Here is a 26,870-nt window from a genome sequence, read left to right as displayed (position 1 = left end):
CCGGATGGCCCCGCGCCCCTGAACCCCCCCCACCCAGCCCCCACGGCGCGGAGGAACTATTTCCGGGTAGGGCCGGTTTGTCGGATCAGGCCGGACCAGTAGGTACGTGGGATCAGGCGGGCCAGTAGGTCGTACGCCACGCCTTGGGGCCGGGCTGCGGGACGCGGCGGCTCGGGATGGTGCGGGCCGGATCGGCCCACTCCTCCGGTACGCCGTCGCTCTGCGCGGCGGTCGTCGCGGCCGCCGCGCGTGCTTGTACGACCGCCAGTGCGGCTGCCAACTCCTCTGGGGTGGGATTGCCCCGGACGATTCGGATCATGGAAACAGCCCTTCCTGAACCTAGAGGGGGACCTAGGGGACCTAGGGGGCCTACAGCGGGATGTTGCCGTGCTTCTTCGGGGGCAGTTGCTCGCGCTTGTTCCGCAGGGTGCGCAGCCCCCGGACGATGTGGCGGCGGGTCTCGGACGGCATGATGACCGCGTCGACGTAGCCGCGCTCGGCCGCCGTGTACGGGTTGAGCAGGGTGTCCTCGTAGTCCGCGATCAGTTCGGAGCGGGTCGCCTCGGGGTCGTCGGCGGCCGCGATCGTACGGCGGTGCAGGATGTTGACCGCGCCCTGGGCGCCCATGACGGCGATCTGCGCGGTGGGCCAGGCCAGGTTGAGGTCGGCGCCCAGGTGCTTGGAGCCCATCACGTCGTACGCGCCGCCGAAGGCCTTGCGGGTGATGACGGTGATGAGCGGGACCGTGGCCTCCGCGTACGCGAAGATCAGCTTGGCGCCGCGCCGGATGATGCCGTTGTACTCCTGGTCGGTGCCGGGCAGGAAGCCGGGCACGTCGACGAAGGTCAGCACGGGCACGTTGAACGCGTCGCAGGTGCGGACGAAGCGCGCGGCCTTCTCCGAGGCGCCGATGTCCAGGCAGCCCGCGAACTGCATCGGCTGGTTGGCCACGATGCCCACCGGGTGGCCCTCGACCCGTCCGAAGCCGGTGATGATGTTGGGCGCGAAGAGCGCCTGGGTCTCCAGGAACTCGCTCTCGTCCAGGACGTGCTCGATGGCCCGGTGCATGTCGTACGGCTGGTTCGCCGAGTCCGGGATGAGGACGTCCAGCTCCCGGTCCTCGTCCGAGGTCTCCAGGTCGGCCTCGTCGGGGAAGGCGGGCGGCTCGGAGAGGTTGTTGGACGGCAGGTACGACAGCAGCGTCTTGACGTACTCGATGGCGTCCTTCTCGTCGCCGCCCATGTAGTGCGCGACACCGGAGGTGGTGTTGTGGGTGCGGGCTCCGCCCAGCGCCTCGAAGCCGACGTCCTCACCGGTGACCGTCTTGATCACATCCGGTCCGGTGATGAACATGTGCGACGTCTGGTCGACCATGACCGTGAAGTCGGTGATCGCGGGCGAGTACACCGCGCCGCCCGCGCACGGCCCGACGATCAGGCTGATCTGCGGGACCACCCCGGACGCGTGAACGTTTCGGCGGAAGATCTCGGCGAACAGGCCGAGCGCCACCACGCCCTCCTGGATCCGGGCGCCGCCGCCGTCGTTGATCCCGACGATCGGGCAGCCGGTCTTCAGCGCGAAGTCCATCACCTTCACGATCTTCTCTCCGTAGACCTCGCCCAGCGAGCCGCCGAAGATCGTGAAGTCCTGGGAGTAGACGCACACCGGGCGCCCGTCGACCGTGCCGTAGCCGGTCACGACGCCGTCCCCGTAGGGCCGGTTCTTCTCGATGCCGAAGTTGGTGGAGCGGTGCCGGGCGAATTCGTCCAGCTCCGTGAAGGACCCCTCGTCGAGGAGCAGGTCGATGCGCTCTCGCGCGGTCAGCTTGCCCTTGGCGTGCTGCTTCTCGACCGCCCGCGCGGAGCCCGCGTGTGTCGCTTCTTCGATGCGGCGCTGCAGATCCGCGAGCTTCCCCGCGGTGGTGTGACGATCTGGAATCTCGGGGGCAATCTCCGGCTCGGACATCGGGATGCGGCTCCTGCTCGTCCTTGGGGTGGATTCTGGGACCGTGACGCTGAGGTGTTCTGGGGGGTTGGTGGGGTTTGTGCTGGCTGGGCTACCGGTCCGTAGCGTATCGGCGCCTTCGCCGGGTGGCACTGCGTCGTTGGCCACACCTCCTGGTCCTAGGCTGGCCCGTATGACGCCATCTGACACCCCCGGGGGCCCAGGAGATCCACGCGACCGCTGGACGGACCTGGAACGGCCGCCGCTGAACGCGACCGCCCTGCGCCGCGCCCTGGTACGCCCCGGCGGGCTGTGGACCGAGCTGGAGGTGGTGCGGGCGACCGGGTCGACCAACACCGATCTGGTGGCCCGGGCCGGGGCCGGTGCCCCGGAGGGCGTGGTCCTCGTCGCCGAGGAGCAGAACGCCGGACGCGGCCGCCTGGACCGCGCCTGGACCGCCCCGGCCCGGTCCGGGCTCTTCTTCTCCATTCTGCTGCGGCCGGGCGCCGCCGGCGTCCCCACGTCCCGCTGGGGCTGGCTGCCGCTGCTCGCCGGGGTGGCGAGCGCGGGCGCGCTGAGCCGGGCGGCGGGCGTGGACACCGCGCTGAAGTGGCCGAACGACCTGCTGGTGACGGTCGGCGGCGAGGAGCGGAAGTTCGGCGGCATCCTCGCCGAACGGGCCGACGACGCCGTGGTGATCGGGGTCGGCCTGAACGTTTCCCTGCGGGCCGATGAACTTCCCGTGCCGACGGCGGGTTCGCTGGCCCTCGCGGACGCGATCTCCACCGACCGGGACCCGATGCTGCGGGCCGTTCTGCGGTCCGTCGAGCAGTGGTACGGGGAGTGGTGCCGCTTCGAGGGCGACCCCGCGGCCTGCGGGCTCCAGGAGGCGTACGCGGCGGGCTGTGCGACCTTGGGACGAAGGGTCCGCGCGGAGCTTCCGGGCGGCGGGGCGACCGTCGGCGAGGCGGTCGCGATCGACGGCGACGGACGGCTGGTGCTGGCCTCGGACGCCGGGGTGCAGGAACCGGTCTCGGCCGGGGACATCGTGCACCTGCGTCCCGCGGCGCCGGGGGAGTGAGAGCGAACGAGCACGTGGACGCGGACCGACATAGATGGGGAGAGTGAGCTAGGGCACACCTGACGTATCGTGGTGGCGGTCCGTCCAGTTCGGGGCGGCCGCGGGCCGAACCGGAAGAAGGAACGTAAGGGCAGTGCGCAGGGATCGGACAGGGGGCGGGCGGTGACCGCCGACGACGCGGGTTCCGGCACGGCCGAGGGACGCGGTGTGCGGGATGCCGCCGCGGAAGCCGCCGCCGGACAGGATGTTGCCGGGCAGGACGCCGCACAGGACCAGGCTGCACAGGGCCACCCCGTGCGGGAGACCGCCGTACGGGGGAACGGGACGCGTGCGGGCGGCCCGGCCGCCGACGCCGCCGTCCCCGAGGGCGCTGCCGCCACCGAGGGCGCCGATTCCGCCGAAGATGCGGAGTCCACCGAGTTCGCTGAGGACGACGCCGACGCCCCGGACCCCATCGCGCTCCGGCTGGAGCAGCTGATCCTCGGCGCCGAGCGGCGCTACACCCCCTTCCAGGCCGCCCGCAGCGCGGGTGTCTCCGTCGAGCTGGCCACCCGCTTCTGGCGGGCGATGGGCTTCGCCGACATAGGGCAGGCCAAGGCGCTCACCGAGGCCGATGTGCTGGCCCTGCGGCGGCTGTCCGGTCTCGTCGAGGCGGGGCTGCTGAGCGAGCCGATGGCGATCCAGGTGGCGCGGTCCACCGGGCAGACCACCGCGCGGCTCGCGGACTGGCAGATCGACTCCTTCCTGGAAGGGCTCACCGAACCCCAGGAGTCCGGGATGACCCGGACCGAGATCACCTATCCGCTGGTCGAGCTGTTGCTGCCGGAGCTGGAAGAGTTCCTGGTGTACGTCTACCGGCGGCAGCTCGCCGCCGCGACCGGCCGCGTGGTCCAGGCGGCCGACGACGCGGAGATGGTGGACCGGCGGCTCGCCGTCGGCTTCGCGGACCTGGTGTCCTTCACCCGGCTGACCCGGCGGCTGGAGGAAGAGGAGCTGGGCGAGCTGGTCGAGGCGTTCGAGACGACGGCCGCCGACCTGGTGGCCGCGCACGGCGGACGGCTGATCAAGACGCTGGGCGACGAGGTGCTGTACGCGGCCGACGACGCGGGCATCGCCGCCGAGATCGGGCTGCGGCTGATCGAGACCCTGACCCATGACGAGACGATGCCGGAGCTGCGCGTCGGCATCGCCTTCGGCACGGTCACGACGCGCATGGGCGACGTCTTCGGGACGACGGTGAACCTGGCGAGCCGACTGACCTCCATAGCCCCCAAGAACGCGGTCCTGGTGGACGGCGCGTTCGCGGAGGAGCTGAGCCACACCGGGGCGGCCCCGGTGTCGGAGGCGGAGGCGGCGGAGGCGGCCGCCAAGGCCGAGAAGGAGGGCGAGGAGCCGCCCTCGTACCGCTTCGCGCTCCAGCCGATGTGGCAGCGGCCGGTGCGTGGGCTGGGCGTCGTGGAGCCGTGGCTGCTGAGCCGTCGCGGTTGAGCGGGTGCTGAGGCGGGCTGCGCGGGCTGATCGGGTTGAGCGGGCTGCTCGGGTTGAGCGGCCGGTTGATGAATCTCACCCTTCACCGAAGTCCGCACAGGCCGGAAAACCGTTCCGCTAGCGTACGTCGGCATGATCGACGATCCGGCCGAAACGGGCACCATGGCGGCCGCTGAGCCGCTGCACACGCCCGAGTTCGCCAAGGACCCGTCCGCCGTCTACCGGCGACTGCGCGAGACGTACGGCCCGCTGGCCCCGGTGGAGCTGGACCCGGGCGTCACCGCGACCCTGTGCGTCGGCTACGACACCGCGCTGGAGATCCTGCGCCGCCCCGAGACGTTCTCCAAGGACCCGCGCCGCTGGCGGGCGAAGAACGAGGGCCGGGTCCCCGACACCAGCCACGCCGGGCAGCTCATCCGCTACCGGCCGCAGCCCACCGCGGTGGACGGCGAGGAGCACCAGCGGTACCGGAGCGCCATCGACGACTCCACCCGCCGCATCGACCCGGGCGCGCTGCGCGGCTACGTCGAGCAGATCGCCGACTCCCTGATCGACCAGTTCTGCGACGCGGGCGAGGCCGACCTGATCGCCGAGTACTGCGCGCTGCTGCCGCTGCTCGTCCTCGGCGAACTCTTCGGCTGCCCGCGCGAGATCGCGGACCGGCTCTTCACCGGGCTCGCGCACCTCTTCGACGGTACGGACGTGGCGGAAGCCGACCGTACGATCACCGCGGCGCTCCAGGAACTCGTCGCCCTCAAGCGCGCCCGCCCCGCCGCCGACGTCACCTCCTGGCTGATCGCCCACCCCGAACGGCTCGCCGACCACGAACTCGTCGAGCAGCTGATGCTGCTGACCGCCTCCGGCAGCGACCCGGTGATCAACCTGATCGGCAACGCCCTGCGCGTCCTGATGACCGACCAGCGGTTCGCGGGCGGGGTCTCCGGCGGCAGCATGCTCGTCGAGGACGCGCTGGACGAGGTGCTGTGGACGGACCCGCCGCTGGCCAACCTCGCCGTCCACTTCCCCCGCCACGACGTCACCCTGGCCGGGGTGCGGCTGCGCGAGGGCGACCCCGTGGTGATCAGCTTCGCCGCCGCCAACCAGGACGCCCTCCGTGCCTCCGACCGCAACCGCGGCAACCGAGGCCACCTGGCCTTCAGCGCGGGCCCCCACATGTGCCCGGGCCGCAGCTCGGCCCGCCTGATCGCCTCGGTAGCCCTGGAAAAGCTCCTGGACCGCCTCCCGGACGTAGACCTGGCGGTCCCGGAGGCGGAACTGCGCTGGCGCCCCGGCATCTACCAACGAGGCCTGACCACCCTCCCGGTCCGCTTCTCCCCAGCCCCTCGCGACCCGGCCCTGCCGGACGCGACGGAGGCGGGCCCGCTGCCGGGCGCGGTCCCGGCCCCCGGTTCGGCTTCGGCCCCGGGCACGGACGCGGTTGCGGCCCGCGGCCCGGGTGCGGGTTCGTTTCTGGGGACGGCCCCGGCTTCGGCCGACACCCAGGGCGGGGCGCCGGGCGCGGGTGCGGCCCTGGCTCCCGGTGCGGCCCCGGGCTCGGGTTCGGCCCCATCCTCTTGCCCGGCCCGGGCCCCGGGCGGGGTGTCGGGCGCGGGTGCGGCTCCGGCTTCCGGTGCGGCTCCGGCCCCGGGTTCGGCCCCAGCCCCTTCCCCGGCCCCGGGCGAGACTTCGGGCGCGGGCACGGCTCCCGCCCCGGGCGGGGGCTCGGCCCCTGGCCCTGTGCCGGGTTCGGCGCCGAACCCGGGCTGGGATCCGGGCTCGGGAGTCGGCCCGGTTTCGGGCGCGGCCCCGGCTTCCGGCGCGGCCTCGGCCCCTGGCCCGGCCCCGGGTGGGGCTTCAGTTGCGGGCTCGGCCCCGGCAGGTGGTTCGGCCCCGGCCGCGACCTCTGGCACCGCCCCAGCCCGGGTCCCGGGCGGGACGTCGGATGCGGACTTGGCCCCGGCCCCCGGCGCGGGATCGGCCTCGGGGCCGGGGGCGACTCCAGGCGGGGCCTCGGCCCCAGGCGCCCCCTTGCCCCCGGCTTCGGCCGCAGGCGGGCCCTCGGGCCCGGACGGGGGCCCGGGGCCGGGGCCGCATCCGGTCCCCTCCTGGGCTTCGGGCTCCGGCGACGACGCCCGGCAACCCCGGCCGTCCATGCTGGGCTTCCTGATGCGGTGGCGGCGGCGCCGGTAACGTAGCCCGGGTTACGGTTCACGGTCGTTAACCGGGAGGGTGCGAGATGGGTGAGCAGCGGTACGGGGAGTGGGTCGCGGTCCGGCGGGACGGCTTCGTGGCCGAGCTGGTGCTGGACCGGCCGAAGGCCATGAACGCGGTGTCCTCCGAGATGGCCCGGGGCATCTCGGCGGCGTGCGCGGCGCTCGCGGAGGACCGTTCCGTACGGGCCGTCGTGCTCACCTCCACCCATGAGCGTGCCTTCTGCGTCGGCGCGGACCTCAAGGAGCGGAATTCCTTCTCCGACGCCGAGATGATGCGCCACCGCCCGGTCTCCCGCGCCGCCTACAGGGGCGTCCTGGACCTGCCCGTGCCCGCCATCGCCGCCGTGCACGGCTTCGCCCTCGGCGGCGGCTACGAGCTGGCGCTGTCCTGCGATGTGATCGTCGCCGACCGTACGGCCGTGGTGGGGCTGCCCGAGGTGTCCGTCGGGGTGATCCCGGGCGGCGGCGGTACGCAGCTGCTGCCGCGCCGGGTCGGCGCCGCCCGCGCCGCCGAGCTGGTCTTCTCCGCCCGCCGGGTGCCCGCCGAGGAGGCGCACGCGCTGGGGATGGTGGACGAACTCGTCGCGCCGGGTGAGGACCGTACGGCCGCGCTGGAGCTGGCCGGGCGTATCGCCGCGAACTCGCCCGTCGGGCTGCGTGCCGCCAAGCGGGCGCTGCGGCTCGGGCACGGCCTGGACCTCCCGGCCGGGCTGGAGGTCGAGGACGCGGGGTGGCGGACGATCGCCTTCTCCGGCGACCGGGCGGAGGGCGTGGCAGCCTTCAACGAGAAGCGCACTCCGGACTGGCCCGGGGAGTAAGGTCTCCACGCTGAAAAGGCTCCCAAAGCGGATGGTCCTTGACATTCTTACCCTTGAGTGCAGAACGTGCGCGCGCTCATGGTGAGGAATGCGAGGCCGACGTGACGGACAACGGGGACGACGGGGGACGCGGGGTCGACCGGCGGTTGCGGGCGGTGGTGGGGCTCGCGCAGGCGATGGCGGCGGCGCCCACGCCGCGCGAGTCGGTCGGCGCCGCGGCCGAGAGCGCGCGCCGCGCGCTGGACGGCACCTTCGCGGCGGTGTCGGTGTGGGAGCGGGAGCGGGGCCGGTTGCGGGTCCTGGTGAACGTGGGCGAGCTGATGCCGGGGGAGGACCCGGTGCCGGAGGACGAGTCGTATCCGGTGCACGACTTCCCGGAGATCGCGGAGTTCCTGCACGAGCGGTGGGCGGCGGGCGGCGAGCCGCACGCGTGGGTGGAGACCGCTGAGGGCACCGGGCCCGGCCCGGCCCCGTACTGCCACCAGCGCGTGGCCGCCCTGCGGCGGCGCGGACGCGGCTCGTGCGTGGTCGCGCCGCTGGTGCTGCACGGGCGGGCGTGGGGCGAGCTGTACGTGGCGCGGGCGGCCGGGAGCCCGGTGTTCGACCGGGGCGACACCGACTTCGCGACCGTCCTGGCCTCGGTGGCGGCGGCCGGGCTCGCCCAGACCGAACGCCTGGAGGAGGCCCGCCGCCTGGCCTTCACCGACCCCCTGACCGGGCTGGGCAACCGCCGGGCGGTGGACATACGGCTGGACGAGGCCCTGGAGGCGTACCGCGAGCACGGCACCGTGGTGACCCTGGTGGTGTGCGACCTCAACGGCCTCAAGCGGGTCAACGACACCCTCGGCCACGAGGTGGGAGACCGCCTGCTGGAACGTTTCGGCACGGTGCTCTCCCTCTGCGGCGCGATGCTGCCGGGCGCCTTGGTGGCGCGGCTGGGCGGCGATGAGTTCTGCCTGCTCGGGGTCGGGCCACCGGCGGACGAGGTGGTGCGGGTGGCCGATGAGCTGTGCCGCCGGGCGGCGGAGCTGGAGATGGGCGAGGGCGTCGCGTGCGGGATCGCGTCGACCGGCGACCCGATCGGGCCCGTGGCGTCGGCCCGCCGCCTGTTCCGCCTGGCGGACGCGGCCCAGTACCGGGCGAAGGCGGCGCGCTCCCTCAAGCCGGTGGTCGCGGGCCGGGAGGGCGGCCCGGACGACCCGGTGATCCGCCTGGCCGACACCCCCGCGGACCGCCCCCGGGAACGCCGCCGCTTCCGAGGCCGCCGCCCGTAGTCCCACGCCGCGCACGTGGGAACACCGGGGTGGGGAGCCCGCGGGGTGACACTTGGGGATTCACTCTCTAGGGTGCCTGAATATGGATATGCACACTGTGGTGGTGGGAACGTCCGGGACGAGCGCTGAGGACGTTGTCGCCGTGGCGCGGGGCGGGGCTCGGGTTGAGCTGGCGGAAGAGGCGATCGCGGCCATCGCCGCCGCGCGGCGGGTCATCGACGACCTGGCGGCCAAGCCCGAGCCCGTGTACGGCGTCTCCACCGGTTTCGGCGCGCTCGCCGTACGCCACATCAGCCCCGACCTCCGCGCCCAGCTGCAGCGCAACATCGTGCGGTCGCACGCGGCCGGGATGGGGCCGCGGGTGGAGCGCGAGGTCGTGCGGGGGCTGATGTTCCTGCGGCTCAAGACGCTCGCGTCCGGCCACACCGGGGTGCGGCCCGTGGTCGTGGAGACGATGGCGGCGCTGCTCAACGCGGGCATCACGCCCGTCGTGCACGAATACGGCTCCCTCGGCTGCTCCGGCGACCTCGCGCCGCTGTCCCACTGCGCGCTCGCGCTGATGGGGGAGGGCGAGGCCGAGGGCCCCGACGGGGAGGTGCGGCCCGCCGCGGAGCTGCTGGCCGCGCACGGCATCGAGCCGGTCGAGCTGCGGGAGAAGGAAGGCCTGGCGCTGCTCAACGGCACCGACGGGATGCTCGGCATGCTGCTCATGGCCTGCGCCGACCTGTCCCGGCTGTACACCGTCGCCGATGTGACGGCCGCGCTGTCGCTGGAGGCGCTGCTCGGTACGGACCGGGTGCTCGCGCCCGAGCTGCACGCCATCCGCCCGCACCCCGGCCAGTCGGCCAGCGCGGACAACATGCTGCGGGTGCTGGACGGTTCCGGGCTCACCGGGCACCACCAGGACGACGCGCCGCGCGTCCAGGACGCGTACTCGATCCGCTGCGCCCCGCAGGTCGCGGGCGCGGGCCGGGACACGCTCGCGCACGCCCGGCTGGTCGCGGACCGGGAGCTGGCGTCCGCCGTGGACAACCCGGTGGTGCTGCCGGACGGCCGGGTCGAGTCGAACGGCAACTTCCACGGCGCGCCCGTCGCGTACGTCCTGGACTTCCTCGCCGTCGCCGCGGCCGACCTCGCCTCGATCGCGGAGCGCCGTACCGACCGGCTGCTGGACAAGAACCGCTCGCACGGGCTGCCGCCCTTCCTGGCGGGCGACCCGGGCGTGGACTCGGGGCTGATGATCGCGCAGTACACCCAGGCGGCGCTGGTGAGCGAGCTGAAGCGGCTCGCGGTGCCCGCCTCGGTGGACTCGATCCCGTCCTCCGCGATGCAGGAGGACCACGTCTCCATGGGCTGGTCCGCGGCGCGCAAGCTGCGCACGGTGGTGGACAACCTGACCCGGGTGCTCGCGATCGAACTGGTCGCGGCGGCCCGCGCGGTGGAGCTGCGGGAGGGCCTGGTGCCCGCGCCCGCGACCCGGGCGGTGCTGGCGGCGGTGCGCCGGGCGGGCGTCGAGGGCCCGGGCGGGGACCGCTACCTCGCGCCGGACCTGGCGGCCGCCGAGGCGTTCGTACGGTCCGGGAAGCTCGCCGAGGCGGTCGAGTCGGTGACCGGGCCGCTGGCCTGACGCGGCGCGGCGGGGAGCGGGGTCAGGACGCCTCCGGGCGCGTACGGCGCGCGGAGGCGGTCACCATCGTGACCCCGAGCCCCAGGAACGCCGTGCCTCCGGCGAGGTACGGGGTGACGTCCACGCTGCCGGTGTCGGCGAGGTTTTCGTCCGGAACGGCCTCGGTCCGCGGCTGGGCCCCGGGCTGGGACGGCGCCTCGCCCCGTGCCGCGCCGGAGGACGACGAGGGCCCCTCGGTCTCGACCGTCGCGTTGGCGGAGGGGACGAACCACAGGGCGCACAGCAGCGAACCGGCTGCGGCGGCGGTCAGCAGCGGTCGGCGTGCGGACACAACGGCATCCCCCTTGAGGCAGCGGCGAATTGACCCTGTGTGCCCGATCGTAGTGACTCACAGGGGTTGAACGGTAGCGAACCTGGGCCGGCGGCCCGCTCCGCACCATATGACTAATCCTGGCCTGTCACGGTTTGTCCGGATTCACGGCGCTGCGTCATAAGCTGGACCAGCGTCTTTGCTAAGTGGCGTCGCGCACAGTTTTACTGGGCGTGGAACCGACCAAAAGGTACAGGCGTTCTTCCTGGATAGGTCTTGCTGGATAGGTCTTGGGTTTCTGGGGTCCAGTCGTAAATGGAGATACGTGTGATGACGTACGGCAAGCGCCGTAGGGGGCTGGTGGCCGCGGCCGCCGTGCTCAGCGGCGTACTGACTCTCGCCGCCTGTGGCGGGGACGGCGACAGCAGCGACAGCAAGGGCGGTGGCAAGGGGCAGTCGCAGGTGGACGAGGCGGCCGCCAAGGACGCCTCCGACGCCCAAATCAAGATCACGCCGAAGACCGGTGCGACTGATGCGGGCATCAACCGCGACACCAAGGTCAGCGTCAGCGGAGGCAAGCTCACCTCGGTGACCATGACCTCCAAGGCCGACGGCTCCACGGTGGCCGGATCCATATCGTCCGACGGGACCTCCTGGAAGCCGGACGGGCAGTTGGAGCGGTCCACCCAGTACAAGATCAGCGCGTCCGCCAAGGACTCCGAGGGCCGCAAGGCCACGGAGCACTCCTCCTTCACCACGGTCTCCCCGTCCAACAGCTTCATCGGCAACTTCACGCCGGAGGACGGCTCGACGGTCGGCGTGGGCATGCCGGTGTCGATCAACTTCGACAAGGCGGTGACCAACAAGAAGGACGTCCAGTCCCACATCAAGGTCACCTCCAGCAGCGGTCAGGAGGTCGTCGGCCACTGGTTCAGCGGCCAGCGGCTGGACCTGCGCCCGAAGGACTACTGGAAGGCCAACTCCACCGTCACCCTGAAGCTGGACCTGGACGGCGTCGAGGCGTCGTCGGGTGTGAAGGGCGTCCAGGAGAAGACCGTCACGTTCAAGGTCGGCCACTCCCAGGTCAGCACGGTCGACGCCAAGGCCAAGACCATGAAGGTCGTGCGCGACGGCAAGCTGATCAAGACGATCCCGATCTCGGCCGGAAGCCCCGACAACACCACCTACAACGGTCAGATGGTGATCTCCGAGAAGTTCAAGGAGACCCGGATGAACGGTGCGACGGTCGGCTTCACGGACGACGACGGCAAGGGCGAGTACGACATCAAGGACGTGCCCCACGCGATGCGGCTGTCCACCTCGGGCACCTTCATCCACGGCAACTACTGGGGTGCCAAGTCCATCTTCGGCAGCCAGAACACCAGCCACGGCTGTGTGGGCCTGTCGGACACCAAGGGCGCCAACGACCCGAACACGCAGGGCGCCTGGTTCTACAACAACTCTCAGATCGGTGACGTCGTGGTGGTGAAGAACTCCAACGACAAGACCGTGGCACCGGACAACGGCCTCAACGGCTGGAACATGGACTGGAGCCAGTGGGTGGCGGGCAGCGAGGCCTGACGCCGCGTCTGACCCTCACCGCCGGGCGGCGGCCGACCCTGAGGGGCCGGCCGCCGCCCGGTTTTTCGCGGCCTTGTGGCGGGCCGTCAGCGCAGGTACCGCAGCCGCCGCAGATCCTTGACGCGCACGTACCGGATCTTGCAGTGGTCCTCGTACGGATCGCCGTCCGCGCAGGCCAGGTAGCGCAGCGGCTGCATCGGCAGCCAGGTCATCCCGAGCAGCCAGCGGTGGACCAGCCGCCAGAACCCCGGCCGCCCGGCGTCGGTCTCCCGCACCACGCGCATCCGCAGCATCCACTTGCCGACGGAGGCCCGGAAGATCCAGGCCCCCAGCGCCTGGTTGACGACGGACAGCCCGAACACACAGCCCACGGCGAGGAGCAGGGGATCGGTCCCGGTCCTGAGCAGCGGGAGGACGTCGGTGCCGAGGGCGAAGCCGCCGCCCAGGGAGAGGACGCAGTCCACCGCCGCCGCGAACATCCGCCGCTCGTCACCGGCGGGTTCCGGGACCCGCACCGGCTGCGGCGAAGGCTGCGGCTGCGGGGGAGGAGGCGTGTACGGCTGGCCGTACGGCTGTGCGTAGGGGTTGGGCGGAGGGGAATGCGGAATGGGCTGTTGCTGCCCCCGTGGATCACTCATGGGCGAAATCCTGCCAAGGCCCCTGACGGCGCCGGGCGGCGCCTCCCCGCCGAGTGGCGCTCCCGCCGCACCAGAGGAGAATTGACGGCAGAGGCCTGACAGGGGAGGCACGCGATGCCCGAATTCACCGCTCCCTACCAGCCCGGCACGCCCTGCTGGGTCGACCTGACGGCCTCCGATCAGCAGGCCGCCCTCGACTTCTACACCGGACTGTTCGGCTGGTCCGGGGAGATCGGCCCGGCCGAGTTCGGCGGGTACACGGTCTGCACGCTCAAGGACCACCCGGTGGCGGGAGTGATGGCCGCGCAGGCGATGGACGACCAGCCCGCGCCGCCCACCGTCTGGACCACCTACTTCGCCTCCACCGACGCCCAGGCCACCTCGGAGGCGATCAGCCGCAACGGCGGTACCGTGCTGATGCCCGTCATGGACGTGATGGACCTCGGGAAGATGCTGGTGGCGGCCGACCCCACCGGCGCCGTCTTCGGCGTCTGGGAGGCGCGGCAGTTCCCCGGGGCGGGCATCGTCAACGAACCGGGCGCACTGGTGTGGAACGAGCTGAACACCAGCGACCGCGAGGCGGCGAGCGCGTTCTACGCGGAGGCGCTCGGCATCGAGACGAGTCCCATGGAAGGCGCCGAGGACGACGCCCCGGGCTACTACGCCCTCACCGTGAACGGCCGCACGGTCGGCGGGCTCCAGACGCTGCGCCCAGGGGTCCCGTCCGGGACGCCCTCGCACTGGCTGATCTACTTCTCGGTCGAGAACACCGACCGGACGGTGGCGAAGCTGTCGGCGGAGGGCGGGACGGTGCTCAAGCCGCCGTTCGACATGGTGGCCGGGCGGATGGCCCTGGTGCAGGACCCGCAGGGCGCTCCGTTCGCGGTCATCGCACCGCAGCCGATGGGGTCTTGAGCCTCAGGAGGAAGTAGCCCCCGGAGGTCGCCAGCGCCTCGTACCGCGCCTTCGGGTGCAGCTGCTTCGCGTACGCCAGCTCCTGCCGCACCGTGCGGTCCGGCGGCTCGGCCAGGGCCAGGTACTGCGGGGTGACGCCCTGGGTGGAGCCGACCCAGAAGACCCGGCAGCGGCTGGTGAGGCGGGCTATCGGGCCGACGTTGGCCTCGACCGTCGCCCCGTCGGGTATCCGGTCCAGCAGCCGCTCCACCGCGCTCACGCTGGGCGGCTTGCGGTAGGTGGTCTCCTCGGTGAGCCCGGCCAGCGGCAGCGAGGTGGTCAGCGCCAGGGCCGCGGCGCAGACCGCGGCGGGTATCTGACGGGCGTAACGGACGAGCCAGCCCCGGCGGCTGGCCTTGATCCGGTCGAGCGCGTCGACCAGGGCCAGGAAGACGACGGGCATCAGCACCGCGCTGTAGTGCCAGTCGGTGCCCCAGTAGTGCTCGTCGTGGGAGACGAAGCGCCAGCCGAGGGTGGGCAGCGCGGCCAGCAGCAGCGGGGAGCGCAGCGCGAGCAGCCCGGTGGTCGGCAGCAGGACCCACAGCAGGGTGCGCAGCGCGGTGAGGACGGGGATGGTGGCGTCCGAGTCGCCCCCGCTGCCGACCTTGTCCCAGTAGTCGTACGAACCGGCCCCGTTGAAGCCGGGGATGACGACGCCGAGCGCGAGCGCCGAGACCAGCACGCCGAAGCCCATGAGGGCGACGGCGAGCGGCGCGATGCCCGGCACCCGCTCGCGCAGGGTGCGGATCGCGATGACGACGCCGATCGCGGCGACCGTGGCGCCCATGTCCTCCTTGACGAAGACCAGTGGGGCGGCCCACAGCATCGCCGCGTACCAGCGCCGGAGGATGACGGCTTCGAGGGAGAAGGCGATGAGCGGGACGGCGAAGCAGATCTCGTGGAAGTCGAAGTCCACGGCGCGCTGGAGGCCCCAGGCCAGCCCGTACGCGGCGCCGATCGCGAGCCCCCGGGCCCGGCCGAGCAGCCGGGCGGCGATCCGGGTGACGGGGACGGCGGAGAGCGCGAACAGGGCGGCCTGCGCGACGAGCAGCGTGACCGGGCTCGGGAAGATCCGGTAGAGCGGCGCGAGCAGGGCGGTGATGGGGCTGAAGTGGTCGCCGAGGATGTTGGCGCCGGGGCCCTTGAGATCGGCTATCGGGGCCTGGAAGTGCGCGTACGCCCGTATCGCCTGCTCGAAGATGCCCAGGTCCCACGACATGGTGGCCATGCGGCGGTAGCGGCAGACCGACAGGGTCGCGAACGCGGCGAACAGGCCGAGGGCCAGCCAGTACGGATCGAACCGGGGGTGGCGCAGCGCCGCCGCCCGGGCGCGCAGCCGCTCATGGCCCGTGGCGGCGGCGGTCGCCCCTTCGGCGGTGGTGCCGGGCGGGGCTGTCGCTGCCGTGTCCATCCAGGGTCCTTGTCATGTCATGGGAGGGGCATGGGGCGGGTGCGGAGGCGCGGGTGCGGGGCGCGTGCGGGGCGGTCCGGTCGAAAAGATACGCGACGGGGGCGGGGCGTTCGCAGCGTCGCCGTTCAGGGGTCCGGAGCGGCTCCGCGCCGGTTCTCGGCCGGACGCTGACCAAGACCGCGGTGAATCGTTGTCCAAGCAGTGGCCTAGGCCGCGCCGACTCCATACCATCGATCAACGCCAGATCGTTTGTCGCGCCGCACGATCTCTGCCGGGAGGCTCAATGATCCGCCGCCGTACTGCGCTCTCCGTCTCCGCCGCGTCCGCCCTGCTGGTCTGCGCTCCCCTCCTCACCGCCTGCGGGGGCACTCCGCGGGCCGGTTCCGCGGCCGTCCTGGACGACGGCCGGATCACCGAGTCGCAGCTCCAGGCCCAGGTGAAGGACGTACGGGACGCGCAGCGCGGTTCCCCGAGGGCGGACCAGCTGGTCGCCGCCAGCGGCCAGCTGACCCAGAACACCCTGATCCGCATGATCCAGTTCAAGGTCATCGAGCGGGCCGGACAGGACAACGGCATCGGCGTCAGCCGCCGCGCGGTGCAGCGCGCCCGCGCCGCCGCCGAGCAGCAGTCCGGCGGGGCCGCCGCGCTGCGCGCCGCCTACCTGGAACAGGGCATCGCCCCGGACCAGATCGACGACGCGGTCCGCATGGAGCTGACCCGTACCGCGCTGCTGCGCAAGCTCGGCGTCGCCAAGGTCAACGCGGTGTTCACCCGCACTTCCAAGGACCTCGCCATCACGGTCAACCCGCGCTACGGCGACTGGGACGACACCAAGGGCACCGCGGTCCTCGCCAAGGAGGCCTGGCTGCGCACCTCCACGGCCTCCCGACAACCGGCGTAGGTTACGTTTCAAGGGTGACCACGCCTGACTCCGCCGCCCCCGCCTCCGGCCTCGCCACCGGCCGTGTCGTTCTCCTCACCACCAGCCACCGGGTGGCGCCCGGGCTGCTCTCCTGGCCCGCCTGGCAGGCGCTGCGCGGTGCGGACCGGGTGCTGTGCGGGGACGACCACCACCCGCAGCTGCCGTATCTGCGCGAGGCGGGCATCGCGGTCGAGCACACGGTCCCGGCGGCGCGCGAGCTGGTCGACTACTGCGTCGCGGAGGGCGGCCGCAGCGCCGTCGTGATCACCTCGGCCGAGGGCGAGTCCGCGCTGACCGACGGGCTGGCCCGGCTGGCGGGTTCGGGCCGTGAGGCGATGCCGGACCTGGAGCTGCTGCCCGGTTCGTACGACCTGCCGGGCGCCCGGCTGCTCGACCTGGTCCAGGTGATGGACCGGATCCGGGCGGAGTGCCCGTGGAGCGGGGCGCGGACCCACGAGGAGCTGGTCAAGTACGGCATCGAGGAGGCGTACGAACTCGTCGAGGCCATCGAGGAGGGCGACCGGGAGGCGCTGCGCGAGGAGCTGGGCGACGTACTGCTCCAGGTCGTCTTCCACGCCCGGATCGCGCAGGAGGACGAGGACGAGCCGTTCGCGATCGACGACGTGGCCGGTGGCATCGTGGACAAGCTGATCCGCCGCCATCCGCATGTGTTCGGCGAGGAGGTCGCGGAGACCGCCGAGGACGTCAAGGAGCACTGGCTGCGCACCAAGACGGCCGAGAAGCAACGCGATTCGGTCACCGAAGGGGTGCCGCTCGGTCAGCCCGCGCTCGCCCTGACCGCCCAGCTCGCCTCCCGCACCCGTACCGCCGGTCTCGAGGTCGCCCTTCCGGACGGCGAGGGCTTCGGCTACGAACTGCTGGCGCTCGCGGTCCGCGCCAAGGAGGCCGGGGTCGAGCCGGAGACGGCGCTGCGCGCGGCGGCCCGCGCCTACCGGGACGCGATCCTGGCGGTGGAGGGCACGGCCTGACCGGGACGTGCCGAACGGTACGGGGGTTAAGCCCGCGCACCGGGGTACCCGGCCGCCATGGATACGTACGCCATGGATCTCGCCGTACCCCACGACTTCGTGGTCGGGACGGCACCGCTGATCGTCGGCATCGTGGTGGTCGTGATCCTCATCGTGGCCATTTGGTGGGGCATCCGGCTGCGGGCCCGCGAACCGGTCCCGACCCAGGAGCCGAAGCCCCGCTCCGGCTCCTGGCAGCAGGTGGACGAGAGCGCGCGGGAGGCGCGGCAGGCGGGCCACGGTCCAGGACATCAGGACGACCAGGGCCGGGTCGGCTACCAGACCCGTAACCGGGAGCCCGAGGAGCTGTCCCCGGAGACCCGGCGCCGTCCGCACCAGCTGGGCGGCTCCGGCACCAGGGACTCCGGCTCGGGTGGCGAGGGCGCCCGGAAGACGTGGAACGAGGGCAGCAGCGGGTCGTTCGGCAGCGGCTGACCGCCGGTCCGCCTGACCGCCGGTCGGGGCACCCCGACCGGCGGGCCTGTACGGCTGGCGCCTCAGCGCTGGCGCCCCGCCGCTACCACGGCCGACAGCATCTCCGCGTCCAGCAGGGTGGTGTCGCCGAGCCGGGAGGCGGACGCGTAGGAGTTCAGCAGCGCCTTGGTGGTGCGCAGGGCCGCCCCGGAGCGCCGCAGCACGGGCTTGGACCACTCCCGGACGGCGTCGTCCAGCCCGGCTTCGGGGACCACCCGGTGCAGGACGGACAGCTGTTCCGCCCGGACGGCGTCGAAGCTGTCCCCGGTGAGGATCAGCTCGCGGATCCTGGCGGCGCCCACCTCGTGCAGCAGCCGCGGCAGTGAACCGCCCCAGGCGGTCGGGAGGCCGAGGGCGAGTTCGGGCAGCCGGAAGCGGCTGTCGAACGCGCCGACGCGCAGATCGCAGAAGAGGGCGAGGGCCAGGCCCGCCCCGATGACCTGTCCGTGCAGCCGGGCGATGGTGACGGCGGCGGTGCTGGCGAGGGCGTCGCATACTCTGCGTGCCTTGCCGCCGATGGTCCGCAGCCCGGATCCGGTGGGGTCGTCGCTCAGTTGTCCGGTGAATTCGTGACGGTCTCCGCCCCGGCAGAAATCGGGCCCGGCGCCCGAGAGCACCAACACCCGTATGTCCGGCCGGTTGTGCACTTCTTCCAGCACCACGAGGAGATCGTCGAGGATCTCCTCGCTGATCGCGTTACCGGTTTCCGGACTGTTGAGTTCCACTCGCAGTTCCGGTCCGTCGCCGGTGATGTGGAGGGTCTTGACGTCGTTGAACATGGCGGCCTCGTATTCGGCGTTCGGCGTTCGGCGTTCGGCGCGATTCAGCGCTCGGTCACATGCAGCGCGGTGAGCCGCCGGAAGGCGACCCGCGGCTCCCATACCGGAGGCGCGCTGACGCGGAGGGTCGGAAAACGCCTGACGAGGGACTTCAGCAGAACGACGGCCTCCAGGCGGGCCAGGGCCGCTCCGATGCAGTAGTGGATTCCGCCGCCGAAACCGAGGTGACTTCCCGTCCGCAGGACGTCGAAGGTGTCGGGGTCGGTGTGCTGCGCCGGGTCGTGGTTGGCGGCGCCGAGCATCACGTGGACCACCTCGTCCCTCGCTATGCGAAAGCCGCCGAGAATGGTGTCCTCGGTGGCGACCCGGGTGGTCAGATGGATCGGCGAGTCGTAGCGGAGCACTTCTTCCACGGCCTGTGGCACCTGCTCGGGATGGGACCGCAGCCAGGCCGCGGTGCCGGGGTGCTGATCGAGCAGCCACACCATGTTGGAGAGCAGCGTGGAGGTGGTCTCCATCGAGGCGATGACGATGAACATCACCAGGTGGTAGAGGGTTTCGTCGGCGATCGAGCGGTCCGGTTCGATCTCGTTCCAGGTGCGGATCCAGTCCGAGAGGACGTCGTCCCCGGGGTTCTGGCGGCGCTCGCGGATGACCTCGGTGAAGTAGTCGCGAAGGCCCGCGGCGGCTTGGTTCGCCTGGGCGAGCTGACTCTTGGAGGGCAGGAGTTCCTGGGCGAGTCCCTGACCGTGGGTCAGGGACTTGAGGAGGTCGTGATCCGACTCCGGGAGGCGTAGCCAGTGGCTGATTGTCGCCGCTGGCATTTCCTCACCGACCGTGGTAGCGAAATCCGCTTCCTTGGTGGTGCGCAGCTGCTCGCCGAGCCGGTCGAGCAGCGTGTCGGCGATGCGCGTGACCGGTCTCTCGAGGGAATCGAGGGTGAATCGGTCGAATATATTGCCCAGCGACCGCCGCTGCAGGGTGTGCACCGGCGGATTCAGCCCTTGAAGGGTTTTACTGAGCTGCTGAGACGCGGGCGCGTTCCAACGATTCACATCGCCCTGGCGCGCCCGCCACTCAGCGTCGAAGGTCGCCCATTTCTTGCTGCGCAGTACGTGGTCGCAGACATCGTGGGAGAGGAGTAGATAGCCGCCCCAGGGCGCGGGCACAACATCTCCCATCGCCCTGAGTTCCGCGTAGATCGGATAGGGGTTTGATTGTCCTCGCGATGAGCGAAGGCGGGACATGAGTGAAACTACGGCTCGTCGGTCGACAATGCTGCCGGCAGCGACAGATTCCACCATGACTCCTTCAAGTCCAATACCCCGGGCCTGCTTATCTCTTTTCGCGTGAATTACCGAGAGTTATGTATGGATCACACGAATTCGCGATAGGTTCTACCCCCGTGATTGAAGATTCATTCACGGTGCAAAGGGATTGGGCTGTGGACAACGTCACACCTTCCACCACGCCAGGAAGGAGCTCCACCAGCTACCCTTCTCCGGCTTTTCCTGGGAACGGCTCCGAGGAGTCGTCGAAGGGGTGGCCGACGGCGCGGTCGGGGCGGTCTGCCGCTGCCCGGACGGGGGTGCGGCGATCCGCCGGGGCTGCACCGGGGCAAAGCGGGCGGGGAGCGCGGCAAGGGCCCGGTGGAACGGGCCGGGGCGCCAGGTCAGGCTGTCGACCGGGACCGCCAGCTCGATGTCCGGGAGCGTGTTGAGCAGCTTCTCGATGGCCGCCACGGCGATGAGCTGAGCGGGGTCCTTGGCCGGGCAGGCATGCGGTCCGGCGCTCCACGCGAGATGGGCCCGCTTGCTCAGGAGCTGGCGGGACGAAGAGAGTTTGGGATCCGTATTTGCCGCCGCGAAGCTAATGAGAACCAAATCGCCCGCGGAAAGTCGTGCGTTACCGAATTCGGTGTCCTGCACGGGATAGTGCGGAGCGTAGTTCGCCATCGGGGCCTGGTTCCAGAGGGCGTCGTCGATGGCGTCCTCCACCAGTAGCCCGCCGCCCGAGTACCGCTCGTCGGACAGCATGAGGTAGAGCCCGTTGGAGATGAGGTTCCGCTGGGGTTCCGTACCGGCCGAGATGAGCATCACGAGCTGATGAATCATCTCCTCGTCGCTCAGCTTCGCGCCGTGCTGCATCAGTCGCGAGGTGACGTCGTTTCCCGGCTGCCGCCGCTTGAGTGCGACAAGCTCCAGCAGGCCCTGCGTCAGCTCCTCGTTGGCCTTTTCCGCGTCGACTCCGCCGTCGAAAATCCCGGAGGTGCCGAAGACCAGTCGGTCACCGATTTCCGGCGGGCAGCCGAGAAGCTCGTTGAAGACCAGCAGCGGCAGCATCTTGGCGTAGTCGTTGAGCAGATCGACCGTGCCCCGGGAGCTGAATTGGGCGATGAGGTAGGCGGCGACCTGCTCGACATGGCGGCTCAGCCAGTGCGGGTCCACCCCCGCCAGGCTGTCCGTCACCGCCTGGCGCAGCCGCAGATGCTCCGCCCCGTCGGTGAACAGACAGTTCGGGCGATATCCCAGCATGGGCACAACCGGACTGTTCTGCGGCACTTTGCCTTCGTTGAAATCACGCCATCGGCGGGCATCCTTGGCGAAGGCATCCGGGTTCTGCAGCACCTGGAGGGCCGCCGAGTAGTCCGTGACGAGCATGGCCGGCACGCCGGGGGACAGCTCGACCGGTGCGATCGGCCCGTACGACCGCAGATGCGTGTAGAAGGCATCCGGGTCGGCCGCGAACTCGGGCCCGTGCAGCGGTACCCGCTCACCGCCGCGGTGGGCAGGGCAACCCGGCGGCGGAACCGGGAAGTCCGATTGTGTCTCCATTACGTGCTCCTAGCGGGTACGTTCCTGTAGGTAACGAACAAGTGCCATCAGCGCGTTGGCCGATGACTTCTCGTCACGTGCGTCACAGGTGACGACAGGTGTCTCGGGCAGCAGATCCAGCGCCTCGCGCAGTTCCTCATCGGGACGGTCCGGCGTGCCATCGAAGTGGTTGACGGAAATCGCGTAGGGAAGTCCGTACTGCTCCACCAGGTCGATCACCGGGAAGGATTCCTTGAGGCGTTCAGGATCGACCAGGATCAGCGCCCCGAGCGCGCCCTTTGTCATGTCCTCCCACACCTGGACGAAGCGCTCCTGTCCGGGTGTGCCGAAGAGATAGAGGACCAGCCGTTCGCTGAGCGTGAGCCGGCCGAAGTCCATGGCCACGGTGGTCGTGGTCTTGCCCCGGGTGCCCATCAGGTCGTCGACGTGCGCACCGGCCTGCGTCATCCGTTCCTCGGTGCGCAGCGGGGGTATTTCCGACATGGTGCCGATGAACGTCGTCTTTCCGACCGCGAAGTGCCCCACGACCAGGATCTTGGCCGCGATCTGCACCGCGTCGTCCAGATAGACGTCCTCATCCGAAGCGGGCCTGGAGACCATCCAGTACCTCCTGAAGGAGCGAAACGTCGACGAGCTGGGCGGGAGGCGCGGGGGCGCGCGTGACGAGGTAGCCGTCCGACGACAGGTCGGACAGCAGGACCTTGACGATGCCGATCGGGAGCCCCATGTGGCCCGCGATCTCGGCGACCGAGAGGTAGCCCCCTGAACACAGGTCCAGCAGGCTCCGTTTCTCCGGGTCGAGCGTCGGGGCACGTCTCTGTTCGGAGGCGGTGACCAGGGTGATCAGGTTGAACTGATCGCTGTCCGGGAGCCCGCGGCCGTTGGTGATGACGTACGGTCGCACTAATCCGGCGGACTCGGGCTCCTGCTCCTCTGGCGCGGTCATGCCTGAACGCCCGTTTCGCGGGGTGGCGTGGTCAGCGCCTTGCCGAGCTGACCGACGAGCTGCTGCATACGGAAGGTGATGTCGGCCATGTCGACATCGGGCGCGGAGGAGACCGCCAGGTACGCGCCCTCACCGGCCGATATGAGGAAGACCCAGCCGCCGTCGAACTCGACCAGCGTCTGACGCCAGTTCATGTGGGGGTCGCCGCAGAAGCCGGCCATCGTGCGGCTCAGCGACTGGATGCCGCTCATCGCGGCGGCGACGGTGTCGGCCTCGTCTTTCCTGACCTCTTGAGATCGGGCCATCAGCAGACCGTCGGCGGAAACCAGGATCGCGTGACGCGCACCGGGTACTTCCAGGGCGCTGTCAAGCATCCATGACAGGTCGTTGTTCACTGAGGATCATGCCCTTCCCTGTTCGGGTTTGCGGAGCGACCGGACTGTGTGCCGCGCTGGAAGGCGCCCATGATCGAAGCGGTTTCCTCGCTCGTCCGGGCGGGGGCGTTCGCCGCGTCGGAACGCGGCACGATGGAGATGGAGCCCTTGCGGCGGCGTTTGGGCAGTCCGCCCGCGGTGGAATCGTCGCTCTCCTCGGGGGCGGCCGCCGGTGACGTACGGGGTGCGGGCTGTTGTTCCGGTTCGGGCATGTTGGTCAGAAGGTCCTCGGGAAGCAGCACAACCGCGCGCACACCACCGTAGGGAGAGGCCGAATCGACGGAGACGGTAAAGCCATAGCGGGAAGCGAGCACGCCGATCACGGCGAAGCCGAACTGCGGCGGATTGCCCAGGCCCGTGACACCCGCCGCGCGCGTGGCGGAGAGGAGTTCGTCGGCCCGGTTCTTCTCTTCCTCGTTCATACCGACGCCGGCGTCGTCGATGATGATGCAGACGCCCTTGGGGACGGTGCGGATGGTGATGTCGATCGGCGAATCCGGGGCGGAGTAGCTGGTCGCGTTGTCCAGCAGCTCGGCCAGCGCCAGCGCGACCGGTTCGACAGCCCGGCTGACCAGGGCGAAGTTGCTCTGCGAGCGGATCTCGACGCGCGTGTAGTGGCGGATGCGGCCCTTGGCGCTGCGCACCACGTCGTAGACGGAGGCGACGGCGCGCTGACGGCCCAGCCAGCCGTCACACAGAACGGCGATCGACTGCGCACGGCGGCCGAACTGCGAGTTCATGTGGTCGATCTCCAGGAGGTCCTGGAGAATGTGGTGCTCGCCGTAGCGGTCCTGCAGCTTCGTGATCGCCAGCTGCTGCTCGTTGGCGAGACCCTGGAGCGTCCGCATAGCGGACTTCAATGCGCTCTTGGTGGCTTCCTCGGAGCGTATCTGAGCGTCCTGAACCGCCGCCGCGTAGTTGTTTTCGAGATCAGCGGTGCGGTTCTCAAGTTCCGCCTTCTCGGTACTGAGCTTCGCTCTCGCTTTTCGCCCGCGGATAATGGCGGTTGCGGCGAGAGGCGCGCCAGCGATCAGGGCCCAGAGCGCAGGATCCTGTATGTAATGCGTCATAAGACTCTCTTTAAACGACTAGACCGCCAGGGACTGAAGGGTGGGTGCGTGAGAAGAATCCGGGTGTTATGGAGAAGCGGCGGTAAGTCAGCTCCCGTACGGCACCCGAGGGAACGGGGCGCACCGCACTGGCCCTGCCGTGGGCTGCGCACAGGCAGGGGTGCGCCGGCACGGCTCCATATGCCCAACTGGCGGCATAGTGCTCCTCAGAGTGGTAACCCTCTCGGCTGATTTACCGGATCGCCGTGTGTCTTACGGGCCCTTGGCTCGCCTGGCAAGCGCGGTGATCGTATCACCAGGGGCAGGTGGCCCCGTGCATGTGCCGGAGTCTCATTCAACCACCTGACGCTGTTTCAGCCACCCCTGCATTTTGCCTCATTGGGCGACGTCAGCGCATGCGCCGGAGGCCTGGGCGGAGTGCGCCGCAGGTCACTCAGGGCGAGGGTCACAGCCATCAGATTTCGGGCAATCGCCGCGCGCTGTGAGCGCATCGTGGAGGGTGTGTGGAGATGGTCGTCGAATTGCATCGACATTAATTGGCTTTACTTGCGCGTTATGGATTTACTTCCGATAAGCGGCGTATCGGAATCCATGAGCGGCGGCCGGTATCGTCGGGGCGTGCCCGATCAGCCTTGTCCTACCCCCGCTCCCACCCTCTTCACCTGGGAGTTCGCCACCGATCCCTACCCCGCGTACGCCTGGCTACGCGAGCACGCCCCCGTGCATCGGACCACGCTCCCCAGCGGGGTCGAGGCCTGGCTGGTGACCCGGTACGCCGACGCCCGGCAGACCCTGGCCGACGCCCGGCTGTCGAAGAACCCCCAGCGGCACAGTGAGTCCGCTCACGCCCGGGGCAAAGTGGGCATCCCGGGCGAGCAGCGCGCGGATCTGATGACACATCTGCTCAATATCGATCCTCCGGACCACACCCGGCTGCGGCGGCTGGTCTCCAAGGCGTTCACCCCGCGCCGCGTCGCCGCGTTCGCCCCTCGGGTGCGCGAGCTGACCGACGGCCTCATCGACGCCTTCGCGGACCGGGGAGAGGCGGACCTCATCCACGAGTTCGCCTTTCCTCTCCCCATCTACGCGATCTGCGATCTGCTCGGCGTCCCGCGCGAGGACCAGGACGACTTCCGGGACTGGGCCGCGACGATGATCCGGCACGGCGGCGGCCCGCGCGGCGGTGTGGCCCGCGCGGTGAAGCGGATCCGCGCGTATCTGGCCGAGTTGATCCACCGGAAGCGTGCCGCGCTCGGCGACGACCTCATCTCCGATCTGATCCGGGCCAGCGACCACGGCGACCACCTCACCGAGAACGAGGCCGCGGCGATGGCCTTCATCCTCTTGTTCGCCGGGTTCGAGACGACCGTCAATCTCATCGGCAACGGCCTCTACGCGCTGCTGCGCAACCCCGACCAGCGCGCCCGGCTCCAGCAACACCTGGAAGAAGCAGAAGAAGGGGACGAGGGGCTGCTCGCCACCGGGGTCGAGGAACTGCTGCGCTACGACGGCCCGGTGGAGATGGCCACCTGGCGGTTCGCCACCGAGCCGGTCACCATCGGCGGGCAGCACATCGGCGAGGGGGAACCGGTCCTGGTGGTGCTCGCCGCCGCCGACCGCGACCCCGAGCGCTTCCCCGGCCCGGACACCCTCGACCTCGCCCGCACCGACAACCAGCACCTCGGCTACGGCCACGGCATCCACTACTGCCTGGGCGCCCCGCTGGCCCGCCTGGAGGCGCAGACCGCCCTCGCCACCCTGCTCCGCCGCATCCCCGGCCTCCGGCTCGGCGCGGAGCCGGACGAACTGCGCTGGCGCGGCGGACTCATCATGCGCGGGCTGCGCACCCTCCCGGTGACCTGGGAAAAGTGACATCCGGTCAGCCGCGTGACCGTGGCGTGACCTGGGATACACCGGCTTGTGATGATCGTGTGGCGTCGCTATGTTCAACCGACAAACGAGCCCCCACACGAGAGGCGATTCGCATGCTTTCCGGGAACGGACGTCACCGCCGCCCCCGCCAGGCTCCGGCCATCGTCATCGCGGCGGGGGTGACCGGTGCGAGCATCGCCATCCCGCTCTTCGGAGCGACCGGCGCCCAGGCCGCCCCCGCCTCCACGTGGGACCAGGTCGCCGAGTGCGAGAGCGCCGGGATGTGGAGCGCCAACGAGGGCAACGGCTTCTACGGCGGTCTTCAGCTGACCCTCGACATGTGGAAGAAGTACGGAGGCACGAGCTACGCCCCGCGCCCCGACCTCGCCAGCCGCTCCCAGCAGATATCCGTCGCCGAGTCGATCCTCGGCGACCGCGGCCCCGACGCGTGGCCCAGCTGCGCGCTGAACGCCGGGCTGAGCGACGGCGACGACGCCCCGGACGTGAACCCGGGCAGTACGGCACCTCCGCCCCGGCAGGACGCCCAGCGCGGCGACTCGGAGGGCTCGGGCGACTCGGACGGGCGGGGCGGCGACTCGTCCGGCAAGGCGCCCGGCGCGACGGACACGCCCCGCGCGTCGCACACCCCCGGCTCGCCGGACGCGTCCGGCGGGCCGGAGCGGCCGGAGCAGTCCGAAGGCTCCGCCTCCGCCTCGCCCGACGGGCCGGACGACGACGCGCCCTCCCCGTCCCCCTCGTCCAGCACCTCCGACCCCTCGCCGACCCCCTCCGCCACCGAGAGCGGCTCCGGGGGCTCCTCGGGGAAGCACCGGGGCGACCGGGACCGGGATGAGCGGCCGAGCGGCCATGCCTCGCGTGGCGGTACCGACCGCGCCGAAAACCCCTCGGATGGCGGCTACACAGTGCGTCCGGGTGACAACCTTTCAGCAATCGCCGAAAAGCAGGAGTTGGGCGCCGACTGGCGTCGGCTCTACGCGTCCAACGAGAACCTCATCGGAACCGACCCGGATCTCATTCTCCCTGGTCAGCGACTTGACCTCACCATCAAGGGCCGGTAGTTCGGGGTGATTTGCCCGATCTGGCTCCGGTGAGACATACCTCTCGTCACATTTTCCGGCCCGTCCGTCCTGTCCGGTCTCTCCGCACCCGGC

General features: G+C 70.9%; 25 protein-coding genes. 13 read left to right on the top strand and 12 right to left on the bottom strand.

Annotation, left to right across the window (positions count from 1 at the left end):
* Positions 1–112: 112 nt before the first annotated feature.
* Together ACZ6CL_RS32420 and ACZ6CL_RS32415 are read right to left on the bottom strand one after the other, a co-directional pair.
* A complete protein-coding gene (locus ACZ6CL_RS32420; protein WP_450884497.1) occupies positions 113–319 on the bottom strand; it encodes an acyl-CoA carboxylase epsilon subunit in 207 nt (68 codons plus the stop codon).
* A gap of 50 nt (positions 320–369) precedes the next feature.
* Positions 370–1,965: an acyl-CoA carboxylase subunit beta gene (locus tag ACZ6CL_RS32415; protein ID WP_468942290.1), complete on the bottom strand. Its 1,596-nt coding sequence runs from the start codon at positions 1,963–1,965 to the stop codon at positions 370–372.
* Positions 1,966–2,137: 172 nt separating this feature from the next.
* On the opposite strand from ACZ6CL_RS32415, the gene ACZ6CL_RS32410 reads away from it, so the two are divergent.
* The 6 genes from ACZ6CL_RS32410 to hutH all read left to right on the top strand — a co-directional run bounded on the left by ACZ6CL_RS32410 (position 2,138) and on the right by hutH (position 10,445).
* A complete protein-coding gene (locus ACZ6CL_RS32410; RefSeq protein WP_468942288.1) occupies positions 2,138–3,025 on the top strand; it encodes a biotin--[acetyl-CoA-carboxylase] ligase in 888 nt (295 codons plus the stop codon).
* 162 nt (positions 3,026–3,187) lie between these two features.
* Entirely contained in the window at positions 3,188–4,513 is a 1,326-nt protein-coding gene (locus ACZ6CL_RS32405) for an adenylate/guanylate cyclase domain-containing protein (RefSeq protein WP_468942285.1), read from the top strand.
* Positions 4,514–4,645: 132 nt separating this feature from the next.
* Positions 4,646–6,703 (top strand): cytochrome P450 family protein, encoded by a 2,058-nt coding sequence (locus ACZ6CL_RS32400; protein WP_468942282.1) that lies wholly within the window; start codon positions 4,646–4,648, stop codon positions 6,701–6,703.
* Between the two features lie 46 nt (positions 6,704–6,749).
* Complete coding sequence (locus ACZ6CL_RS32395; protein ID WP_468942279.1) at positions 6,750–7,544, top strand: enoyl-CoA hydratase/isomerase family protein; 795 nt, start codon at positions 6,750–6,752, stop codon at positions 7,542–7,544.
* Between the two features lie 176 nt (positions 7,545–7,720).
* Positions 7,721–8,818 (top strand): GGDEF domain-containing protein, encoded by a 1,098-nt coding sequence (locus ACZ6CL_RS32390; RefSeq protein ID WP_468942306.1) that lies wholly within the window; start codon positions 7,721–7,723, stop codon positions 8,816–8,818.
* Between the two features lie 82 nt (positions 8,819–8,900).
* Positions 8,901–10,445: a histidine ammonia-lyase gene (gene hutH / locus ACZ6CL_RS32385; protein WP_468942276.1), complete on the top strand. Its 1,545-nt coding sequence runs from the start codon at positions 8,901–8,903 to the stop codon at positions 10,443–10,445.
* 22 nt (positions 10,446–10,467) lie between these two features.
* Here hutH and ACZ6CL_RS32380 read toward each other — a convergent pair whose 3' ends face one another.
* Entirely contained in the window at positions 10,468–10,776 is a 309-nt protein-coding gene (locus tag ACZ6CL_RS32380) for a hypothetical protein (RefSeq protein ID WP_468942275.1), read from the bottom strand.
* Between the two features lie 309 nt (positions 10,777–11,085).
* Here ACZ6CL_RS32380 and ACZ6CL_RS32375 point away from each other — a divergent pair, with 309 nt between their 5' ends.
* Positions 11,086–12,336 (top strand): L,D-transpeptidase, encoded by a 1,251-nt coding sequence (locus ACZ6CL_RS32375; RefSeq protein WP_468942274.1) that lies wholly within the window; start codon positions 11,086–11,088, stop codon positions 12,334–12,336.
* Positions 12,337–12,422: 86 nt separating this feature from the next.
* Here ACZ6CL_RS32375 and ACZ6CL_RS32370 read toward each other — a convergent pair whose 3' ends face one another.
* Entirely contained in the window at positions 12,423–12,974 is a 552-nt protein-coding gene (locus ACZ6CL_RS32370) for an RDD family protein (protein ID WP_468942272.1), read from the bottom strand.
* Positions 12,975–13,088: 114 nt separating this feature from the next.
* On the opposite strand from ACZ6CL_RS32370, the gene ACZ6CL_RS32365 reads away from it, so the two are divergent.
* Positions 13,089–13,889, top strand: a complete 801-nt coding sequence (locus tag ACZ6CL_RS32365) for a VOC family protein (protein WP_468942270.1) — start codon at positions 13,089–13,091, stop codon at positions 13,887–13,889.
* Here ACZ6CL_RS32365 and ACZ6CL_RS32360 read toward each other — a convergent pair.
* Complete coding sequence (locus ACZ6CL_RS32360) at positions 13,861–15,339, bottom strand: DUF2079 domain-containing protein (protein WP_468942268.1); 1,479 nt, start codon at positions 15,337–15,339, stop codon at positions 13,861–13,863. The genes ACZ6CL_RS32365 and ACZ6CL_RS32360 overlap by 29 nt on opposite strands.
* 283 nt (positions 15,340–15,622) lie before the next feature.
* On the opposite strand from ACZ6CL_RS32360, the gene ACZ6CL_RS32355 reads away from it, so the two are divergent.
* From ACZ6CL_RS32355 to ACZ6CL_RS32345, 3 genes are read left to right on the top strand one after another with little or no spacing between them, the layout of a single operon-like run.
* Positions 15,623–16,240 (top strand): SurA N-terminal domain-containing protein, encoded by a 618-nt coding sequence (locus tag ACZ6CL_RS32355; RefSeq protein ID WP_468942266.1) that lies wholly within the window; start codon positions 15,623–15,625, stop codon positions 16,238–16,240.
* A gap of 14 nt (positions 16,241–16,254) precedes the next feature.
* Positions 16,255–17,250: a nucleoside triphosphate pyrophosphohydrolase gene (locus tag ACZ6CL_RS32350; protein WP_468942265.1), complete on the top strand. Its 996-nt coding sequence runs from the start codon at positions 16,255–16,257 to the stop codon at positions 17,248–17,250.
* A gap of 57 nt (positions 17,251–17,307) precedes the next feature.
* On the top strand, positions 17,308–17,724 hold the full coding sequence (locus tag ACZ6CL_RS32345) for a DUF6479 family protein (protein ID WP_468942263.1): 417 nt from the start codon (positions 17,308–17,310) through the stop codon (positions 17,722–17,724).
* A gap of 62 nt (positions 17,725–17,786) precedes the next feature.
* Here the strand turns inward: ACZ6CL_RS32345 and ACZ6CL_RS32340 are convergent, their stop codons facing one another.
* The 7 genes from ACZ6CL_RS32340 to ACZ6CL_RS32310 all read right to left on the bottom strand — a co-directional run bounded on the left by ACZ6CL_RS32340 (position 17,787) and on the right by ACZ6CL_RS32310 (position 23,826).
* Complete coding sequence (locus tag ACZ6CL_RS32340; RefSeq protein WP_468942261.1) at positions 17,787–18,542, bottom strand: enoyl-CoA hydratase/isomerase family protein; 756 nt, start codon at positions 18,540–18,542, stop codon at positions 17,787–17,789.
* 44 nt (positions 18,543–18,586) lie between these two features.
* Positions 18,587–19,846 (bottom strand): cytochrome P450, encoded by a 1,260-nt coding sequence (locus tag ACZ6CL_RS32335; protein WP_468942258.1) that lies wholly within the window; start codon positions 19,844–19,846, stop codon positions 18,587–18,589.
* Between the two features lie 150 nt (positions 19,847–19,996).
* Entirely contained in the window at positions 19,997–21,376 is a 1,380-nt protein-coding gene (locus ACZ6CL_RS32330) for a cytochrome P450 (protein ID WP_468942255.1), read from the bottom strand.
* Between the two features lie 9 nt (positions 21,377–21,385).
* Complete coding sequence (locus ACZ6CL_RS32325; protein ID WP_468942254.1) at positions 21,386–21,976, bottom strand: GTP-binding protein; 591 nt, start codon at positions 21,974–21,976, stop codon at positions 21,386–21,388.
* A complete protein-coding gene (locus ACZ6CL_RS32320; protein ID WP_385446899.1) occupies positions 21,951–22,322 on the bottom strand; it encodes a DUF742 domain-containing protein in 372 nt (123 codons plus the stop codon). The genes ACZ6CL_RS32325 and ACZ6CL_RS32320 overlap by 26 nt, the downstream gene beginning before the upstream one ends.
* Positions 22,319–22,717, bottom strand: coding sequence for a roadblock/LC7 domain-containing protein (locus ACZ6CL_RS32315; protein WP_123107967.1), 399 nt, complete (start codon positions 22,715–22,717; stop codon positions 22,319–22,321). The genes ACZ6CL_RS32320 and ACZ6CL_RS32315 overlap by 4 nt, the downstream gene beginning before the upstream one ends.
* The gene (locus ACZ6CL_RS32310; protein ID WP_468942249.1) at positions 22,714–23,826 is read right to left on the bottom strand and encodes an ATP-binding protein; all 1,113 of its coding nucleotides are present in this window, start codon (positions 23,824–23,826) and stop codon (positions 22,714–22,716) included. The genes ACZ6CL_RS32315 and ACZ6CL_RS32310 overlap by 4 nt, the downstream gene beginning before the upstream one ends.
* Positions 23,827–24,417: 591 nt before the next feature.
* Between ACZ6CL_RS32310 and ACZ6CL_RS32305 the strand changes: the two genes are divergently transcribed.
* Together ACZ6CL_RS32305 and ACZ6CL_RS32300 are read left to right on the top strand one after the other, a co-directional pair.
* The gene (locus ACZ6CL_RS32305) at positions 24,418–25,698 is read left to right on the top strand and encodes a cytochrome P450 family protein (protein ID WP_468942246.1); all 1,281 of its coding nucleotides are present in this window, start codon (positions 24,418–24,420) and stop codon (positions 25,696–25,698) included.
* 113 nt (positions 25,699–25,811) lie between these two features.
* A complete protein-coding gene (locus ACZ6CL_RS32300) occupies positions 25,812–26,777 on the top strand; it encodes a transglycosylase family protein (protein ID WP_468942244.1) in 966 nt (321 codons plus the stop codon).
* The last annotated feature ends 93 nt before the right edge of the window (positions 26,778–26,870 follow it).

It is taken from the genome of Streptomyces sp. NPDC041200 (assembly GCF_055591805.1).
This window is presented reverse-complemented; position numbering and strand designations above follow the sequence as displayed.

Coding starts and splice junctions, on each gene's coding strand:
- ACZ6CL_RS32420 (WP_450884497.1), bottom strand. CDS start 319: ATGATCCGAATCGTCCGGGGCAATCCCACCCCAGAGGAGTTGGCAGCC.
- ACZ6CL_RS32415 (WP_468942290.1), bottom strand. CDS start 1,965: ATGTCCGAGCCGGAGATTGCCCCCGAGATTCCAGATCGTCACACCACC.
- ACZ6CL_RS32410 (WP_468942288.1), top strand. CDS start 2,138: ATGACGCCATCTGACACCCCCGGGGGCCCAGGAGATCCACGCGACCGC.
- ACZ6CL_RS32400 (WP_468942282.1), top strand. CDS start 4,646: ATGATCGACGATCCGGCCGAAACGGGCACCATGGCGGCCGCTGAGCCG.
- ACZ6CL_RS32395 (WP_468942279.1), top strand. CDS start 6,750: ATGGGTGAGCAGCGGTACGGGGAGTGGGTCGCGGTCCGGCGGGACGGC.
- ACZ6CL_RS32390 (WP_468942306.1), top strand. CDS start 7,721: ATGGCGGCGGCGCCCACGCCGCGCGAGTCGGTCGGCGCCGCGGCCGAG.
- hutH (WP_468942276.1), top strand. CDS start 8,901: ATGGATATGCACACTGTGGTGGTGGGAACGTCCGGGACGAGCGCTGAG.
- ACZ6CL_RS32375 (WP_468942274.1), top strand. CDS start 11,086: ATGACGTACGGCAAGCGCCGTAGGGGGCTGGTGGCCGCGGCCGCCGTG.
- ACZ6CL_RS32370 (WP_468942272.1), bottom strand. CDS start 12,974: ATGAGTGATCCACGGGGGCAGCAACAGCCCATTCCGCATTCCCCTCCG.
- ACZ6CL_RS32365 (WP_468942270.1), top strand. CDS start 13,089: ATGCCCGAATTCACCGCTCCCTACCAGCCCGGCACGCCCTGCTGGGTC.
- ACZ6CL_RS32360 (WP_468942268.1), bottom strand. CDS start 15,339: ATGGACACGGCAGCGACAGCCCCGCCCGGCACCACCGCCGAAGGGGCG.
- ACZ6CL_RS32355 (WP_468942266.1), top strand. CDS start 15,623: ATGATCCGCCGCCGTACTGCGCTCTCCGTCTCCGCCGCGTCCGCCCTG.
- ACZ6CL_RS32345 (WP_468942263.1), top strand. CDS start 17,308: ATGGATACGTACGCCATGGATCTCGCCGTACCCCACGACTTCGTGGTC.
- ACZ6CL_RS32340 (WP_468942261.1), bottom strand. CDS start 18,542: ATGTTCAACGACGTCAAGACCCTCCACATCACCGGCGACGGACCGGAA.
- ACZ6CL_RS32335 (WP_468942258.1), bottom strand. CDS start 19,846: ATGGTGGAATCTGTCGCTGCCGGCAGCATTGTCGACCGACGAGCCGTA.
- ACZ6CL_RS32330 (WP_468942255.1), bottom strand. CDS start 21,376: ATGGAGACACAATCGGACTTCCCGGTTCCGCCGCCGGGTTGCCCTGCC.
- ACZ6CL_RS32325 (WP_468942254.1), bottom strand. CDS start 21,976: ATGGTCTCCAGGCCCGCTTCGGATGAGGACGTCTATCTGGACGACGCG.
- ACZ6CL_RS32320 (WP_385446899.1), bottom strand. CDS start 22,322: ATGACCGCGCCAGAGGAGCAGGAGCCCGAGTCCGCCGGATTAGTGCGA.
- ACZ6CL_RS32310 (WP_468942249.1), bottom strand. CDS start 23,826: ATGACGCATTACATACAGGATCCTGCGCTCTGGGCCCTGATCGCTGGC.
- ACZ6CL_RS32305 (WP_468942246.1), top strand. CDS start 24,418: ATGAGCGGCGGCCGGTATCGTCGGGGCGTGCCCGATCAGCCTTGTCCT.
- ACZ6CL_RS32300 (WP_468942244.1), top strand. CDS start 25,812: ATGCTTTCCGGGAACGGACGTCACCGCCGCCCCCGCCAGGCTCCGGCC.